This window comes from Lentilactobacillus kefiri (genome assembly GCF_007989105.1).
Taxonomy (GTDB): domain Bacteria; phylum Bacillota; class Bacilli; order Lactobacillales; family Lactobacillaceae; genus Lentilactobacillus; species Lentilactobacillus kefiri.
The window spans coordinates 43,277-61,290 of the sequence record NZ_BJVK01000006.1 but is presented as its reverse complement, the minus strand read 5'-3'; the positions used below and the strand labels follow the sequence as shown (position 1 = coordinate 61,290).

Below are 18,014 nucleotides of genomic sequence, written 5' to 3'. Positions count from 1 at the left end.
TTAATCGTTCATGATTGTTTTAAAAATTAACGCTCGTTATTACCGAAAATTGAAAGTAATTGGATAAATAAGTTAACGAAGTCCAAATACAATTGCAAAGCACCGAAGACTGCCAAACCAGTCATCGAAACTTCGCCATTGCCAGCATATTGATTATACATTTGCTTCATCTTCTGAGTGTCATATGCAGTCAAGACAGTGAAGATAATGACGGCAATGATTGAGAGGACAAATGAAATCATCGAGCTGCGAAGGAAGATGTTAATAACCATCGCAATTACCAATGCGATTAATGCGGCAGTTGCCTGCGCACCCCAACAATCCAAACTTTTATTGGTCACTAGACCAACAGTTGTCATCGTAATAAAGATTGCCGAAGCAGAAACAAAGGCTGCTGCGATAGAAGCACCGGTATATGCCCAAGCCACGGTGGCAAACACAAAGCCACTAAGAATGGAATATAGCATTAATACCGTAAATGCAAGTGTCGGCCGTTTCAATGCCTGAATTGAAATGATAATTGGCAAGAAAAACCATAAAATCACTGATCCCCACATAACACCTCGATGAGCTGCAATGTAAACAGCCATTCCACCGGCAACAGAACCACTAACCAAAAATGCGGTTGCTGCTGAAACCAAGACGGCCAGACTCATCCAGCCATACATTTTCGTTAAGAAGGTATTCAACCCGGCAGCGTTGTTAACGACTTTCCGAGCTTCCGGTTGTTCATTTGGATAATTGTTCATTAAATCCGCTCCCTTTTATTTGTAAGTTTGAACACCATTCAGATTATGAAACAGCATTCATACCTATACTGTTAAGTAATTTTACCAAATAGAAGCCATTAATCAAGTAATTACCACCCAATTAACAGCTTCTATAAGATATCTTAATTAGTTTTCTTAGTTAAATGGCTCAAGAGATCCTCATATGATTTTTCATACTTTTGGATATCTCCGGCACCCATGAAGATAACCACATCATTATCGTAATCCAATAATGGTGACATGTTATCAACAGATAGGATCCGACCACCTTTGGTAATCTTCTTTGACAAATCTTCACTTGAAACCTTGCCGTGACTTTCACGTGGTGAGCTGTAAATTGAAGTCAAGAAGACTTCATCAGCAAGATTCAAACTCTTGGCAAAGTCGTCCATTAACGCAATCGTCCGACTGAACGTATGTGGTTGGAACACAACCGCAATCTGTTTGTTTGGATATTCTTGGCGAGCAGCATCAATAGTGGCTTTAATTTCAGTTGGATGGTGAGCATAATCATCAATAATCGTCATGCCGGCAATCTTGCGTTCAGCAAATCGGCGCTTAACACCTTGGAATGTTTTTAATTCTTTACGAATTTCATCAAGGTTAACATCTTCGAAATATGCCACCGCAACAACAGCTAATGAATTGAAGATATTGTGTTCACCAAACAATGGAACAAAGAAGTTTCCTAGGTCTTTGCCTTTATATGTGACATTGAAGCTTGAACCACTAGTTGTCCGCTTAACGTCAACAGCTTGGAAATCATCTGTATCATGCAAACCATAGTAATAAATTGGAACCTTGGCTTTTAATTGACGAAGCCGCTTGTCATCGCCCCAGGCAAAAATGCCTTTCTTAGTCTGATTGGCAAAGGTTTGAAAAGCGCTTTGAACGTCATCAATACTCTTGTAGTAATCAGGATGGTCAAAATCGATGTTTGTCATAATGGCATAATCAGGTTCAGTTGCCAAGAAGTGACGACGATATTCATCGGCTTCGTAAACAAAGAACCGGGCATTTGGAACACCCTTACCGGAACCATCACCGATTAAATAATCAGTTGGTGCAATTCCTGAAAGAACGTGTGCCAGCAAGCCAGTTGTACTTGTCTTTCCGTGGGCACCGGAAACACCGATACTCGTCTTTCCCTTGATAATTTTACCAAGGAATTGGTGATAACGATAAACAGTCAGGCCCATTTCCCGAGCTTTTTTGATTTCTGGATGGTCATCAGTAAATGAGTTGCCGGCAATAACCGTCAAACCTTCATGAATGTTCTTTTCATCAAAAGGTAATAGTTTAATACCTGCTTTTTCAAGGCCTCGTTGAGTAAAAGTGTACTGATCAATATCGGATCCCTGCACTTTTTCGCCACGATCATGCAAGATCAAAGCCATTGCGGCCATTCCTGTTCCTTTAATTCCTACAAAATGATATACAGTATCTGAATTCATTCGACATCCTACCTATCCCATTATGTTATTTTTGATTATTGTGCTGTGATTCCGGAGCTGGTCCATTTTCCGTCGGCTTATAGTACACAGTCCGCGGTTTTGAACCCTGTTGCTCTGAAACCAGATCTTTTTCCTGCAAATGATCAATAATGTTTGCAGCTCTATTATAACCGATTGAAAATACACGTTGAAGCTTTGAGGTAGAAATTGTGTTTTCATTTGCAATATATTTCAAAACTTGGGGCATTAATCGGTCTTGTGAACTTTCTTCAGAACTGGATTTTTTTAAACTATCCGGTGTGAAAAGATATTTTGGCTCATCTTGTTGGCGAACAAAATCAACAATCCTGTCAAGCTCCTGATTGGTTACAAACGCTCCTTGAAGTCTGACAGGCTGATTAGCGCCACTACCCAGATATAGCATGTCCCCACGGCCAAGCAGACGCTCAGCCCCGGCAGAATCCAAAATCGTTCTGGAATCAACCTGACTGGAAACCATAAATGCAATTCTGGTTGGAATATTATTCTTAATTGTCCCAGTCACAATATCGACACTTGGACGTTGAGTGGCAACAATTAAATGAATACCGGCTGCCCGAGCTTTTTGAGTAATTCGAACAATGTAATCTTCAACTTTGCTTGAAGCGACCATCATCAAATCGGCTAATTCATCAATGATCACCAAAATATAAGGCATCTTTAATCCATATTCACCAGACTTTTCGGCGTCACGATTGAATTGTTCAATGTTCTTTGCCCCAGCAGCTGCTAATTTTTCATAACGCTGGTCCATTTCCTCAGTGACCCATTTCAAAGAAGCTGCGGCCGTCTTTGGATCTGAAATAACGGGTGACAGCAAATGTGGAATTCCATCGTAAGGGGCTAGTTCAACGGCCTTAGGATCAATTAACAATAAACGTAATTCTGAAGGCGTTGCCTTATACAATAAAGAAACCAGCAGACTATTGATAAAGACACTCTTTCCAGATCCTGTCGCTCCGGCAATCAACCCATGAGGCATTTTCCGAACATCAGCTGTTCGAGGAACGCCAGATAAATCAACACCCAGTGCGGTGGTTAATGGAGACTGACTGTTTTTGAAATGATCAGTTGAAATCACTTCAGATAAAACAACCGGCCTTGGTTTAGGATTGGGGATTTCAATACCAACGGTGGTTTTACCTGGAATTGGTGCTTCAATCCGGATATCTTTGGCAGCCAAAGCCAGCTTTAAATCATCGGTCAAATTTGTAATTCTGCTGACTTTAACACCAAGAGCCAATTTAACTTGGAACTGGGTAACTGTGGGTCCGTTCGTCCATGCAACGACCTTGGCATCCACTTTAAACGCGGCAAATGTCCGGTTTAAAATATCAGACTGATGGGAAATCCATTCGTCAATCGAGTCCGATTCAGCTACCTGTGGTTTTGATAATAGTGAAATCGGTGGGAAATGATAGCCCCGTTCATCACTTGTCACAGCTGGGATGTGATTCTGCTCTGATTCTGTTTGAGACGCAACAACTTTTTCCGACGGAACCGGCGCTTTATCAGATGCTGAAGGTGTATCACGATGTTGAGTATGAAACAAAGAAAGGTCAGATTTACTGGCCTGTTCCTTGTTAATAATGGTATTAAGTGATTGCCCCAGTCCTCTATGATTCAAGGATCTGCGCCTATGCTTCGATAATCGTTGACTCGCTGAATGTGGGCTTGCTGAATGATCCGCAGATAAATGATTGTTGGTAGATCGCGGTAACGACGTTTGCTTCATTTCAGTGGTTTGAACTGGATAAGAAGTTGGTAAATCTTCCGGTTCTTTTGCCTTTGTTGGTTCTTTCGATTGTTCTTTTGGTTCATCAATTGTTGCCTGTTTATCGGCAATGACAATTAAATCATCATATGTAATCCGCAGCCGGCGGGTCAACTCATCATACAAATGATGTTGACGACGCTGCTGGCTGAGAAAATAATTCGTTTTAATCTGCTGCTTACGTTTATCAGATTTTGATCGCTTTTGAGGCTTGAAATTCTTAATCTCTTTTAGAAATGCAGGTGTTTCATCCCCATGGTCCGAATCCCGCTTAAGAATATTTGCCGCCCGCTTGTCTTGGGTGTCATCAAAACGTGGTGTTTTAAATTGTTTAGTAACCTTTTTTTCGCGAGGAGCTCTTGAAATCCCCTTTTTACGAAAAAAAGCTGGTCCATCATAATGCTTCATAGTTCATCCACCCAAAATAGTTTAGTCAAATAAATGTTGTGCCTTTTGAAAATCAAAAGCAGTTCCAACTTGGTAATCATCAGGCAAAATCAATGCACCAGGAACTTGAGGTGCATTGGGAATATGCAGTTCCCGGCCGGAACAAATCATGCCGTCACTCTCAACGCCATGCAGTTCACCAGGCCAGATAATTTGTCCGTTAGGCATCATTGCGCCACTAAGAGCAACAACAACTTTGATGTTCTCACGCATGTTTGGAGAACCACTGACGATTTGAAGATCTTTACCATTTCCAATATCGGTCTTGGTAATCTGCAAATGGTTTGCATGTGGATGATCTTCAACTGACTTCACATAGCCAACAACAAACTTGGGCGCGTCATCATAGACAATATCCCCAGAGAATCCGTGTCCGTCAAGATACTGATTTAACTTGGCTACCTGATCTTGGGTTAATGAAACTCGGCCATTTTCTTTTACAATTTCAGGAAGAATTTCACTTGCTTTTAAAAAGTTGTACCCCAGTGTTTGATTATCTTCAGTTGAAAATATTCGGGCAACATGATCATGAATTGTAACGTCTTGTGCGGCAGCATCGGGATTCATGATGAGAACCATTGTGTCGCCTGTATTCTTGGGGTTATAACTGGCTATTAACATTTAAAAATTCCTTCCAACAATAAATTATTTTGCAACGGTACTTGATAATGAGTTGATAAAGTTTTCAACTTCAGCTTTTGTCTTACGGTCGCCATTATTAAAACGACCAATTTCCTCGCCGTCTGAATAAGCAACGAAACTTGGAATTCCCATAATACCCATTTCACCGGCAAGATCGATATTTTCATCACGATCAACCATCAAAAAGGTATATTCAGAATATTCGGCTTCAATTGCTGGCATGGCAGGCTTGATAAAGCGGCAGTCTGGGCACCAGTCAGCGGTAAAGAACAGCATGTATTTGCCATTTTTAAGTTCTTGGTTGAGATCATTTAAGTTCGTTTTTTGTAATTTTTTCAAAGTAATCATCCTTTCACTTACTAATGTAAAGTACATTATACCGCATGAAGTCATTTATCGGGTTCAGTTTGCTCATCCGTCGTCAATATATTAAAGTATACATATCATACAATGAAAACGGGGAGAATTATGAAAAAGCAAACAATATTTTATGGTTTGTCACTGGCAGCACTTGCTGCAGGAGCTTACGCAGTCAGCAAATCCGATCAAAAATACAACAACCATTTAACTACTATCGTTAAGAATACCAAACATTCAGCCGCATTAAAAGGCTTCAAATATCTGGGAAGCTGGACCACCATTCCAGGTCAGAATTCAAATCCGGAAGTTTTTCATTTTGGCTTTAATTATCTTGATCAAAATGGCCAGCATCAATCCGAAGAATTTTGGATTAACACGCAAACTCAACGAATTATGAAACACCAACTCATTACTTTGTAAAATGAGCAATCAGCTTATAAATCGGCCCTTTTGGACTGAATTTCTGCTCATATTCAGTTTCGATATTGGTCTCGTTCTCAGGGGATTTGTGTAAATCCAATGATACATAGTCGAATTTCATTGGGTAGTTGTTAAAGGTAACCAATGAATACTCGAATAATCCCCGGTTATCCGTTTTAAATTCGATATCACCATCATCAGCTAAAACATGTTGATAGGTTTTGAGAAAAAGTGGTGAGGTCAATCGCCGTTTGGCATGACGCTTTTTAGGCCATGGATCGGAAAAATTCAAAAAGATCTTTTTGATCTCATCCTGATAAAACAATTCGTCTAAATCAGCCCCATCTGTCAAAACAAACTGAACATTTGACAGTGGGTTTTCCATGAAGGTCCGCAAAGCCGTTGCAATGACGGAAGTTTGCAATTCAATTCCAATATAGTTGATGTCGGGATTGGCTTTGGCAGTTTCAATAATAAACCTGCCCTTACCGATTCCAACCTCCACATTTAAAGGTTGCTGTTTGGCAAACCGCTGCTGCCATTTTCCCAGCCAATTCTTTGGATCAGTCACAATATAGTCGCCATGGTCTTTGATATATTTATCAGCCCATGGCTTTTTTCTTACACGCATATATTTCTCCTATAAATTAAACATTCTATCTAACACGTTCACTTCTTGCCAGTCGTTTTGGCAGGTAAAGATAAATAAACGCCCAAATTTCTACTGCCTCTCCAATAATCACGCCAAAGACCGTCACAAGGTTCGAGTAGTTCACCGCAACCACTGCGATTGCAAAGACAACGCCAACGGTTGACAGCAGGTAAAGCAGCACTTTTTGAAAGCTCATTAATTGATATTGGTTCGTGATTGGATAGACATGAACAAACGCATTATCCGAAAAGTGAAAATAAAACGGAATCATTTGAAAACCTATCAGATAGACAAACAGCAGGCTCAATAAGATTGGCAGCATTTCACCTTTGATAAAGACTAAAAACAATGTCCCAATCACCAACAGACGAACATATAAGCCGCTCATTTCATTGTCTCTAACAATTCCATGGCCATACAAATAGAGGTAGGTATTCTTTGGAACCAATTTGATCCGATTCAAAATGCCATCGACATATCGACGACGCTTAACGGATCCCTGAAGCGTTGGAACATCTGTAAACAAGTTGAAGAACTGGTAAACCGTATGCATTCGACTATTTTCATCGGCAATCATTTTTGTCCAATCAAGTGATCTGGCGGCCCACTTTTGGCGACTGAAATAACTCACAATCAGTGCAATGACAGCGAGTGCCAACCCAAGCCAATAATTAACATAAACGCACAGCGCAAATGTGATAATCGGAACTACTAATCGAAAGATTAAGCGGTTTGACAGCCAACGATTTTGCAAATGATATTTTCGTGCAAAATCAGCGTTCAACCATACCGTCTTCATTAGAAGCACTGTGGCCAACAATACATAAAGATCAGTTGCCGTCACATGCATCGTTACCTGGATGAACGGCATCAATATGATCCACAACAAGACCTGGATGGCCAAGGCAATTGATAAGCTGTACTTATAACCGCTCTTAAGATAGTTGTATATATCAGATTCCCGCGGTAACAGGAAAACATAGTCAGGTGCTTGGATTAAGGTCGCAAATCGTCCCAGCTGAACACTGACTAATAGGACACCAATAATCAGGATTGGTGCCCACCAGATTCCGGTATGAAGCTGTTTAAGCGCATGGGAATAATAATACCCCAATCCACCAATCACGAATAGCAGTGCCAACACAAAGTAATCGTTAAATACCAGTCTCAGGTACCGCATCATTTCTTTTAGATGTGAAGTCAAGCGTTGCCTAAATAACTGCTTCATGAGGCATCGCCTTCCCTTGCCAGAGTGAGATAGATATCATTCAATGAATCGCCGGCTTCTGGGAACAATTTCCGCAGTTCTTCAATGGTTCCTTCAGTCCTTACCCGACCGTTGTGAAGCAATACGAAACGGTCACAGTAACGTTGAGCGGTATCCAGAACGTGAGTTGACATTAAAATACTTGCACCCTGCTTTTTTCTTTCGGAAATCAGGTTCAACAGATCATTCACTGCCAAAGGATCCAAGCCAAGAAATGGTTCATCAATAATAAACAGCTTGGCATTCGTTAAAAATGCACAAACAATCATGACTTTTTGCCGCATTCCCTTTGAAAAGTTGTCTGGGAACCAATCTAATTTGTTATCAAGTCTGAATAGTTTCAGCAGCTTGTGAGCCCGTTTCCAGGATTCATCCTGGTCCAGGTTATAGGCAAGCATCGTCATTTCCAGGTGTTCCTTTAGTGTCAACTCTTTATAGACGATTGGCTGTTCCGGAATATAAGCAATTTGTTCTTTATACTTTTTGACATCCTCGTTAAGCGTGGTGCCGTTAATTTTAATGGATCCCTTGAACGGGGTTAATAAACCAATAATATGGTTGATAGTTGTGGACTTTCCGGCTCCGTTAAGGCCGATTAATCCAACCAACTCGCCATCTTTAACGTCAAAGCTGACGTCTTTTAATACTGGTACTTGAGAATAACCGCCGACCAGATTCGAAACTTCTAAAGACATTATTTACCTCCACATCATCTAAAATCTACAAACAAGATTATACCATATTACATCAGCCGTTGAATTAGGCCAAGCGGATATTAATGGTATAATATCATTAGTATTCACAGAAAGAAGGCAGAGATTATGAAAGATTGCATTTTTTGTAAAATCGTAAGAAATGAAATCCCCAGCTACACTGTTTATGAGGATGATATTGTAAAGGCATTTTTGGATATTTCTCAGGGAACTCCAGGACATACTTTGGTAATCCCCAAGAAACATATTGCCAATATCTTTGATTATGATGAAGAACTGGCAAGTGAGGTTTTTGCAAGAATTCCAAAGATTGCGCGTGCTGTCAAGGCATCCAACCCGGATATTAAAGGGATGAACATTTTGAACAACAATGGTCAGGTTGCCTACCAGTCTGTTTTCCATTCTCACTTCCACTTAATTCCCCGCTATACCAACAATGATGACTTTAAGATGATCTTCAAGGACAATTCAAAAAAATACTCTCCCGATCAACTCAAGGCCATCCAGGAATCAATCGAAAAACATATAGGTGATTAATGATGAAGACAGCTTTTAAAATTATCGGTGCAACCGCGATTGTTGCGGGTGCTTACCTTTATTCCCGCAAAGAAACGCCGGAAGAATTTGTCCAACGGGCCAAGACATCATTTGAGGATAAAAAACAGAAAGCTGCAGATTGGAAAACAGCTTATCAGGATTTTAAAAACTCAATGGATCAATTTAAGAGCCAATTGCCTGCCCTGGAAAAAACAATTTCCGGCATTCAACGAGATATCGATGACGCCATGTTTCAAATTGAACCCCGCCTGGATGAAATTAACAAATATTCAGACAAACTAAAGTAGTCTTTAATAAAATCTGAAAATTTCGTTAAATTCCAGTGGTCATTATATAAACGTGTCATATTATGTTATTATTATTATCGAGAACGTTTGCTTTGCAGACGAATACTTTTAGGAATGGATGTGTTTTTGTATGAAAAAATGGCTAATCGTTTTAGCCGGCATTATGATGAGTTTTACCCTTGCAGCTTGTGGCAGCAAAACTGTTGCAACTACAAACGGCGGTAAAATTACAGAAAGTGCTTATTACAGTAGTTTGAAGAGTACTTCAAGCGGTAAACAAGTATTGCAACAAATGATCTTAAACAAGGTCTTGGAAAAGCAATACGGTAAAGATGTTAAGAGCTCACAAGTAAATAGTGAATTTGCTAAATACAAGAAGCAATATGGTTCATCATTTAACTCAGTTCTCCAACAAAATGGTATGACCGCTTCTCAATTAAAGGACTCAATTCGTTCAAACCTCTTATTGAAGCAAGCTGTTAAAGACAACATCACCATTACTGATGCTCAACTTCAAACTCAGTTCAAGTCATATCAACCAAAAGTTACTGTTAACGAAATCTTGGTTTCTAAGAAAACCACAGCAAACAAAGTTATCAGTGAACTTAAAGATGGCAAGAGCTTCTCAAGCTTAGCTAAGAAGTATTCAACTGACACTGCAACTAAGAACAAAGGCGGACGTATTTCACCATTTGACAACACTAACACCACTCTTGATTCTAACTTCAAGAAAGCTGCATTCAAGTTGAAGAACGGTGAATACACCAAGACCCCTGTTAAGACTCAATATGGTTACCAAATTATCCAAATGGTTAACCACCCTTCAAAGGGAACTTGGAAACAACATGAATCAGAATTGAAGAATCAAATCGTTACTTCCAAGATGTCTGACAGCAACACCTTACATTCAGTTGTATCTAAGGTTCTTAAAAAAGGTAAAGTTACCATCCAAGATAAAGACCTTCAAAACGTCTTATCAGATTACCTTTCATCAAGCTCAACTAAGAAGTAATCTTAAAAATAGCTAGACAAAAAGGAATTGAACTTTTAAGTTCAATTCCTTTTTTATTGTCTTAACATCATAAAAGCTTGCCCTGGGTCGGTTTTTGTTTGGGATCAACCGACTTTTTAGGCTTATAAAAGCGCCGATTATCCAATCCGAACACTCGATCACTGAATTGTCCCGGTTCAATATTCTTAGTAGCACCTTGGATCATCACAATCGTCGCATCAAGCTCGTCAAGATGATGAAGGATTTCTGCTTCAAGAATCTTCGGCTGTTCCGGAGATCCATATTCCAGCAATCCATGGTGTGAAAGAATCATATGTCTTAAGAGCAATAAATCTTGTGATTCTGGGTCAATTCCCAATTTATCAGCAGTCTCACTAATTTCAGCATCCATAATACTGATGTGTCCAAGCAGATTACCCGCTAATGTGTACTCTGTGGCCACTGGGCCGGACAACTCTATCGTTTTACCAAGATCATGTAAAATGGCACCTGCGTATAATAAAGGCGCATTTATACCATCATACTGACTCACGATTGCATGTGCCTGACGTAAAATCGAAATCGTATGAAATGCCAAGCCACCGGCAAAATCATGGTGGTTCGATTTAGCAGCCGGAAATGTGTAAAATGCATCGGCATGCTTTGAAAGCAATGACCGAACAATCCGGTTATAGGTTGCATTGGTGATTTCAAAAATTGTTTGATCAATGTACTCTTCCATTTGATCCCGAGACATGCCTGCCCGCTTAACAAAATTGACCGGGTCATGCGGCTCGCTGTTGTTAGCCAACCGCATCGCAAGAATTTTAATTTGTGGGGAGTTCATGTAATTCTCTCGTTTTCCCTTTAATAAAACAACTTTTCCGGAAGTGAATCGTGCCACATCTTCCTTGGAAGCATCCCAATACTTACCAGATATTTCTCCCGATTTATCTTGAAATACCAGTGACAAAAATGTTTTGCCGTTTTTTGCGACTCGTTTCGTTGAATCTTTTAAGAGAACATACATCTCAAAGTCCTCATCCAACTGAATATCCATGAGTTGTTTTGCCATAAAATCGCCTCCTAAAGCTTTTTAAGATTTAAGACCAAACTTGAATCAATGTTGTCATCGAGGTTTGCGGTGAAGTATAAGACTTGGGTTCTTTCGCTAACCTGATCAAGCAATTTACCAGCTGCCTTTTTCCGATCTTTGTCAAAGTTCACAAAGCCATCGTCAATCATAATCGGCATTGGATACTGATCACTAAACCCAACCGACATTGAAAAGATTAATGCTAGATAAAGCTGCTCCAACGTACCGGTCGATAATTCATTAATTGGAAAATGCACGTCATCATTTCGAACAACTGAAATTTCATTCTTGAAAATGATATCCTTATACGCATTATTGGTCAAAGTCGCAAAATACTCTTTGGCAAGGGCCAATGTCTTTGGCAAACGCCCCTTGCTGGCAATGTTGAGAACTGCTTGAATCCACTGAGAACTTAACTTCAACGCCATATACTTTTGAACATTTTCAACAATTTCTGTCTGCATGTTTACCAACTGTTGGCGCAAATCATAATATTTTCCGTTCTTAATCAAGCCTTCGACTTCGGTCTTAATTCGAGTGGTCTCCTGACTTAAGTCATCCAACTTTTGACGCATTGCCTGACCCTTAACGGCCAGATCATTAATTGCTGCATCTAATTGTTCCGAATCTAGGTCATCGGGAATCTGCACATTGGCTGCGGTGATCTGTTTTTCCAAATCAGCTTTTCGACTCAAATCTTTTGCCAGTGAACCTTGAGATTCAACCAACTGATTAAATGCCGTGTCTGACTGAATTCCACGATGATCTAAAAATTGCTTTTTCTTCAGCAACAATTGTTCAAAATCCGCTTTGGCTGACGCAAGGTCCTTTTGCCGTTTATCCAGTTCGTCTTTCTGCTGTTGATAGCTTGCTGATAACTGCTGCCAGTGTTTGACAGTTCCAGCAATTGTCTCAACCGTCTGGGAATACTTCGACTGATCAAACTTCAGCCAATCACTGGCAAACGTCCATTTCCTGAGAAAGTCCGAGTATTTTCGTTGACTATCATTCAAAGTATTGGACTGCTTTTGTAAATTTACCTTTAAATCAGCAACCTGCTGCAATGGTGACTGAATGGAAATCCAATTTGGTTCATCAATTCCTTGGAGCTGAAATTTCTTAGAGATAACGGCCATTTTATCTTGAATTTTCTCTAACTGGCTTTGAACAGCCGCCTGATCATCCCTTGTTTCAACCGGTGCATCCTGGGTCGAATTCTTGGCGTTGTACCAACCCCAAACTGCCGAAACAATCGCTAAAATGTAACCAATCCAACCAGCCGAAGTGGTACTCAGGAGAACCGCCCCAATGATTAATGCAATCGCAACACCATACCAAATTGAGAAATTCGGTTGGTTTTTGGATGGACTAGACTGTCTGCGACGGCGATGATTTTCTGATAACCGTTCTTTCAAATTCTGTTGTTCACGCAATAAATCATTGACCTGATTAAAAGTTTGCCGATCAAACGGCTTGGGTAATTCCCCCTGGTCATTCTTATCAATCAGGCTTGCCTTTTCATCAACTTGTTTTTGAACTTCCGCAATCTGAGCTGCGGTCATTTCAATTCTAAGAGCCAGCTTTTGAGCATCCGGCAATTCATCAGTCAATCGGTCAACGTCGGATTTATGGGCTTCATAAAACTTTTGACTAGGGGTCACTACCAGATTGCCGGCAATTTCATCAACCGCTTTTTGTCTTGTAGATACCTGCTCTTCTTGCGTCTTAAGCTGCAAGTCAAGCTGATTAAACTGATTAATATCATCATTGGTGAATCCCGCCTTCAGTTGGGATTCATCAAGACCCTTTAATCCTTTTAGCTGACTGACCAGTGGCAATAACGTCTGCAGATGACGTTTTTCGTCCAACTGACGATCGAGAACCTTTAACTGTGACTGCAGTTGATCCAAGCTCGCCTGTTTTGTTTTCAAATCTGCTTGCAAATGCTGGTAACGGGGAAAATCTGCCTTGGCGTCGGTAACTTGCTTTTCCAGCTTTTTATAATCTGAAATTTGAACGTTAATCGTTTTTGTCCGACCATGAGGGGCATACATCTTCGCCGATTGTTTATCCAAATTCGACTGCAGGGACATCCAGTCTCCAGCTCCCGCAACCCCAATGGATTGAATCCGCATCCTCAGTTCATCACGCCCCATCTGGTAGAACTCGTGTTGATCAATACTGCCAAAGTAAAACAATTGATCGTATGCTGTCCGGTCAATCGGCGAGATGATATTCTGATAATCGTCTTTGGTCAGTTTTGTACCTTGATCTAAATCGTAAAATTTTATCGTGCCATTATACTTTAAACCAGTTCGGACAATTTTATAGAGGTGCCCATCAACCTCGAAAGTCATTTCACCACCATAAGGTGCATTTCCTTTGGGTTGATATTGGCCATGGGGTGAATGCTTCTTGTCGGGAAAGCCAAACAGGATGCCCTTTATAAAAGCGATAATGGTACTTTTTCCCGCTTCATTCGGGCCATAAATGACTTGCAGAGGATTCTGGATATCAATTTGCTGATCAATCCAGCGACCATAACCGTAAATATTTAATTGCTTAATAATCACTTAGAATCCTCCTCTACATCATCAGGATTAACCACGTTTTCTTGCAAAATTGTTCCAGCCTGATCATAAATTTCATGTTTGGCATCCGCTTGACTGACTTCGTCTTTAATAAACGCCGGTTGCTTTGAAAAGTCTTTGAGAACTTGGTTAAAGACATCATCGTTCAAAGTTGCTTCCCGTGCCTGATTGAAATACTTCTGGTCAATCGTGCTGTAGACCACATCACTGACTTGTGGAGCTTCTACCGAAGTGATCCAACAGTTCAATTGCTGCCACTTATCGGTATTGAGTTCCTGGAGCTCATCCAGCAAATCACCATTGTTAATCTGATTAAGAATGGCCGGATCAACATTAGTGTCGCTGGTTAGCTCAATTCTGATGAAGTGAAGTTTTGAATATTTCAAATCGGCAATTTTTTCAAGCATTGAAGCTGCCAATTGATCGGTTGATAAATCAGCCAAAGACATGGTGACTTTTTCCCAAATAATTGGTGCAGTCGGTTTAAATGTCGTTGTAAGTTGTTGACCCTCATTTTGAACCAGCAGATATCCCTTTTCACCTGATTCGTTAATGTGTCGTCCCTGGGTATTTCCTGAATAGTTGATCGTTCCCTGAGCGTTTAATGATTGCCGCTTGTGAATATGGCCTAATGCCCAGTAGTCATAACCCTTTTCTTGGAGTTCTGATAGTGTGAATGGCGCGTAATTCGCTTCAGGTGAGTTCAAGGAGCTCAAGCTGCCGTGAAGCATCCCAATATTCCAGGTCGCATCGGAAACCGCCTGAGGATATTCTTGAATCACCGGTTGCGTAATCCACTGCTTGTCAAAGCTAAATCCATTAATGGCAACAACCGTGCCGTCATGCAACGGATACCGCTTTGTCTCAACCTGATTGCCAAATACCTGAGTATTGGCCGGATAGCCGAACGAAGCCGGGTCCGCCGTCGAATAATCATGGTTACCGAAACTGACAAACGCTTCAATTTCGTGGTCCTTAAGCCGATTTAGCTGGTTAATCAAAAATGCATCAGCAGCGACACTTCGTTCTTCACGGTCGAACAGGTCACCTACCAGCAAAACAAAATCCACTTGCTGCTCAATTGCCCCATCAATGATTCTTTTAAAAGAATCAAAGGTTGATTGATGAACCTTTTCCCAAAGTTCATCAGGAAGCCCGTTATTTTTGAGTCCTAAAAATGGACTATCCAAATGTAGATCTGCCGTATGAATGAATTTCATAATGAATACCTTTCTAACATATATGTACGGAAAAGCGCCGAATTAGATTTAAACTAATTCCGCGCTTTTTTTGATTATGAACGATATAAATCGCTAATCGGCTTTGTAACCGTATTGTTAATGTCGGCCAATAATTGGCTGAGCGCTTTTTCCTTAGTCATCAAGTTGGAGATTAACTTGCTTTCACGCATTTTTCCGGCAATTGCCTGAATGTTCTGAATCTCTTCTTGCGTAGGTTGAGCACCTTGCATTTGTTTCTGTTGAAGCTTTGCTTGAGCCTCTTGGAAGTCATTAAAGACCTTGTAATCATCCACGTTCTTCTTAAGGTCGGCAAATGCTGCTTGAATCTCCGTGAATTCATCAGATGCGATCAATTCGGATTGGAGTTGGTTCACAGTTGCGGTCATTTTTTCATTCATTAAATATATTCCCCTAACTAATTTATTTATCTAATTCTAACACATTCCAGAAATCGCTTCCGGCTTATCTGTTTAATGATTGAACCAGCTTTTGGCATCATCAATTAAATCTTTGGCTTTTTGTTCAATTTGATTACCATATTGGCTGCTCTTCTTTTGGATTGTATCCCAAATATTGTCATTGCTGCTTTGGCTTTGAACAAGTGATTGAGCGTCCTTGGTATCAAAGCTGGAATTCTTTGTATAAGGCAGCATCGTTTGCATTTCGTTCTTAAATAATGGACCGACACCAGTCCCACTCAAGTTTTCCAAATGATGCGCCTGACTGGTACTGTCAAATCCTTCCCAAGTTGCCACAACCAGGTCGGGCGTGTATCCAATGATCCATTTATCCTTGGTTGCATCCGATGACCCCGTATTATCGGCTTCGGTACTACCGGTTTTCCCGGCAACCTGATACCCATAAGGTTTGGCATCGGCACCAGTTCCGTTATTAAAGACCCCAAGCATCATACTGGTCATTTGTTTGGCAACCGCAGAAGACATAATCTGACGGCCTTCCTGTTTGGCTGTGTTATCCACAACCACTTTTCCGGTGGAATCCACGATTTTTCGGATATAGAACGGTTTGACAATCTTACCGCCATTAGCAAAGGCCGTATATGCACCCGCCATTTGCTGTGGTGAAACCCCGCCGGACATCCCACCCAAGGCAAGAGCAAGGTTCTTGTCCTTCTTGGTAACCGGAATATTAAAGTCCTTAACCGAATCATAACCACGGCTGACACCAATTTGGTTAAGTAACCAAACCGCAGGCGCATTCATACTCTGAGCTAAAGCTTCATACATCGGCACTTTGCCCTGATAAACATTATTATAGTTTTTCGGTGTGTAATGGTTGGTTCCATATGATTTCTTCTTATCAACCAATTCGGAATCAAATTTGTACCCAGCTTCCAGAGCTGGTGTATAAACCGCCAACGGCTTCATGGTAGAACCAGGTTGCCGATTAATCTGAGTGGCTCGGTTATAACCACGGAAGACGTGCTTGCCTCGTCCACCAACAACAGCCGTTACTCCACCAGTCGTTGGCGACACTCCAATTGAAGCGGCTTGAACCTCTGTTCCATCAGCCGCATTGGCTGGGAACATGGCATTATTATCAAAATTGGTCTGCATCGCCTTTTGCTGCGATTGATTCAAATTCGTATAAATCCGGTAACCACGGTTCATAATTTCTGATTCCGTCATGCCGTATTTACTGATTGCCTCATCAATAACCGCGTCAAAGTAGTAAGGATATTTGTAGCCGTCTTTACGGACATAGGTATCTCGGGTCACAATTGGCGTCTTCTTATAATAGTTGGCCTGGGCCTGGGTAAGTTTGTTGTTTTCAACCATCAGCTGCAAGACAACGTTTCGCCGCCATTTGGCCGCTTTAGGATTATCAATCGGGTTAAAGGCACTTGGAGAAGTCAACATTCCTGCCAATACAGCGGAATCCGGCACCGAAAGATCAACGGCGTCTTCACCAAAATATTTTCTGGCAGCATCCTGAACACCCCAAACACCATTTCCAAAGTAGGCATTGTTCAAATACATTGTTAAAATTTCATTCTTGGAATAAACATTTTCAACCTGAATGGACAAGAAGAGTTCCTTGAGCTTTCGAGTCATCGTCTGTTCTTGAGAAAGATAGGCATTCTTAACCAGCTGTTGAGTAAGCGTACTACCACCACCGCTGATATAGTCACGATGAAGAAGCTTATTTTTGACTAACAGAAACATTGCCCGCGCAATTCCTTTAAACGAGAATCCATATTCGTGATAAAAATTTCGATCCTCAGTGGACAAAACGGCTTTCGGGATATTAGCCGAAACCTGATTCAAATGGACATAAGTGCCCTTCTGCGCATATAATTCACCGGCTTTTTTGTTACTAACATCAAAAATTTCAGTGGTCTTGGAGAGTGATGACTCCAGATTCTGCACATGGGCTGTTTTAGCCAGGAAAACCAAATACGTGCTTGTGACTAATGAGATTGTCAAAAAGATAACCACTAGCCATTTAACCAGATGAAACCTTCGACAAAATCGGTTGAAGCGTTTAAAAAAATGCCCCGCCGATTGTTTAATTGTTTTGGTTGAATTGTTATTCATGCGGATACTCCTTTTGTGAATACCCCAGTATTGTATCATATCTGAAAAGGTGGCGATTTAATGGGATAGAAAATTTAACGAGGATTTAAAAAACACTATCAAACAGCAAAAAGCCTCAGCAAGCGTTGCGCTTACCGAGACTTATGTTAGTTGC

General features: G+C 40.8%; 17 protein-coding genes. 4 read left to right on the top strand and 13 right to left on the bottom strand.

What is annotated here, in order from left to right; all coding sequences use genetic code 11:
* Positions 1–26: 26 nt before the first annotated feature.
* The 5 genes from LKE01_RS03765 to LKE01_RS03745 all read right to left on the bottom strand — a co-directional run bounded on the left by LKE01_RS03765 (position 27) and on the right by LKE01_RS03745 (position 5,465).
* Positions 27–749 carry a Bax inhibitor-1/YccA family protein gene (locus LKE01_RS03765; protein WP_056981229.1) on the bottom strand — a complete coding sequence of 241 codons (723 nt, stop codon included), beginning with the start codon at positions 747–749 and terminating at the stop codon, positions 27–29.
* Between the two features lie 143 nt (positions 750–892).
* Positions 893–2,224, bottom strand: coding sequence for a UDP-N-acetylmuramate--L-alanine ligase (gene murC / locus LKE01_RS03760; protein WP_056981227.1), 1,332 nt, complete (start codon positions 2,222–2,224; stop codon positions 893–895).
* 25 nt (positions 2,225–2,249) lie between these two features.
* Positions 2,250–4,445 carry a DNA translocase FtsK gene (locus tag LKE01_RS03755; protein WP_056981225.1) on the bottom strand — a complete coding sequence of 732 codons (2,196 nt, stop codon included), beginning with the start codon at positions 4,443–4,445 and terminating at the stop codon, positions 2,250–2,252.
* Between the two features lie 21 nt (positions 4,446–4,466).
* Entirely contained in the window at positions 4,467–5,105 is a 639-nt protein-coding gene (gene ytpR / locus LKE01_RS03750) for a YtpR family tRNA-binding protein (protein ID WP_054768954.1), read from the bottom strand.
* A 24-nt stretch (positions 5,106–5,129) separates the two neighbouring features.
* Positions 5,130–5,465, bottom strand: coding sequence for a thioredoxin family protein (locus LKE01_RS03745; RefSeq protein WP_056981223.1), 336 nt, complete (start codon positions 5,463–5,465; stop codon positions 5,130–5,132).
* Positions 5,466–5,594: 129 nt separating this feature from the next.
* On the opposite strand from LKE01_RS03745, the gene LKE01_RS03740 reads away from it, so the two are divergent.
* Positions 5,595–5,906 (top strand): hypothetical protein, encoded by a 312-nt coding sequence (locus LKE01_RS03740; protein WP_054768953.1) that lies wholly within the window; start codon positions 5,595–5,597, stop codon positions 5,904–5,906.
* Here the strand turns inward: LKE01_RS03740 and trmB are convergent.
* The 3 genes from trmB to LKE01_RS03725 are packed head-to-tail and all read right to left on the bottom strand — an operon-like array spanning position 5,896 to position 8,520.
* Positions 5,896–6,537: a tRNA (guanosine(46)-N7)-methyltransferase TrmB gene (gene trmB / locus LKE01_RS03735; RefSeq protein ID WP_056981221.1), complete on the bottom strand. Its 642-nt coding sequence runs from the start codon at positions 6,535–6,537 to the stop codon at positions 5,896–5,898. The two genes, LKE01_RS03740 and trmB, sit on opposite strands and share 11 nt — an antisense overlap.
* Before the next feature lie 25 nt (positions 6,538–6,562).
* Complete coding sequence (locus tag LKE01_RS03730; RefSeq protein ID WP_056981220.1) at positions 6,563–7,786, bottom strand: ABC transporter permease; 1,224 nt, start codon at positions 7,784–7,786, stop codon at positions 6,563–6,565.
* A complete protein-coding gene (locus LKE01_RS03725; protein WP_056981219.1) occupies positions 7,783–8,520 on the bottom strand; it encodes an ABC transporter ATP-binding protein in 738 nt (245 codons plus the stop codon). The genes LKE01_RS03730 and LKE01_RS03725 overlap by 4 nt, the downstream gene beginning before the upstream one ends.
* Before the next feature lie 126 nt (positions 8,521–8,646).
* Here LKE01_RS03725 and LKE01_RS03720 point away from each other — a divergent pair, with 126 nt between their 5' ends.
* From LKE01_RS03720 to LKE01_RS03710, 3 genes are all read left to right on the top strand, one after another.
* Positions 8,647–9,075 carry an HIT family protein gene (locus tag LKE01_RS03720; protein WP_056981217.1) on the top strand — a complete coding sequence of 143 codons (429 nt, stop codon included), beginning with the start codon at positions 8,647–8,649 and terminating at the stop codon, positions 9,073–9,075.
* Positions 9,076–9,077: 2 nt separating this feature from the next.
* Positions 9,078–9,383: a hypothetical protein gene (locus tag LKE01_RS03715; protein WP_056981216.1), complete on the top strand. Its 306-nt coding sequence runs from the start codon at positions 9,078–9,080 to the stop codon at positions 9,381–9,383.
* Between the two features lie 130 nt (positions 9,384–9,513).
* Positions 9,514–10,395, top strand: coding sequence for a peptidylprolyl isomerase PrsA (locus tag LKE01_RS03710; protein ID WP_056981214.1), 882 nt, complete (start codon positions 9,514–9,516; stop codon positions 10,393–10,395).
* Between the two features lie 67 nt (positions 10,396–10,462).
* On the opposite strand, the gene LKE01_RS03705 is transcribed toward LKE01_RS03710, so the two are convergent.
* The 5 genes from LKE01_RS03705 to LKE01_RS03685 all read right to left on the bottom strand — a co-directional run bounded on the left by LKE01_RS03705 (position 10,463) and on the right by LKE01_RS03685 (position 17,860).
* A complete protein-coding gene (locus tag LKE01_RS03705; protein WP_056981212.1) occupies positions 10,463–11,449 on the bottom strand; it encodes a 3'-5' exoribonuclease YhaM family protein in 987 nt (328 codons plus the stop codon).
* Between the two features lie 11 nt (positions 11,450–11,460).
* The gene (locus tag LKE01_RS03700; protein ID WP_054768952.1) at positions 11,461–14,043 is read right to left on the bottom strand and encodes an ATP-binding protein; all 2,583 of its coding nucleotides are present in this window, start codon (positions 14,041–14,043) and stop codon (positions 11,461–11,463) included.
* A complete protein-coding gene (locus LKE01_RS03695) occupies positions 14,040–15,281 on the bottom strand; it encodes a metallophosphoesterase family protein (RefSeq protein WP_056981210.1) in 1,242 nt (413 codons plus the stop codon). The genes LKE01_RS03700 and LKE01_RS03695 overlap by 4 nt, the downstream gene beginning before the upstream one ends.
* A gap of 74 nt (positions 15,282–15,355) precedes the next feature.
* Positions 15,356–15,700: a YlbF family regulator gene (locus LKE01_RS03690; RefSeq protein ID WP_056981209.1), complete on the bottom strand. Its 345-nt coding sequence runs from the start codon at positions 15,698–15,700 to the stop codon at positions 15,356–15,358.
* A gap of 72 nt (positions 15,701–15,772) precedes the next feature.
* Positions 15,773–17,860: a PBP1A family penicillin-binding protein gene (locus tag LKE01_RS03685; RefSeq protein ID WP_056981207.1), complete on the bottom strand. Its 2,088-nt coding sequence runs from the start codon at positions 17,858–17,860 to the stop codon at positions 15,773–15,775.
* Positions 17,861–18,014 lie beyond the last annotated feature (154 nt).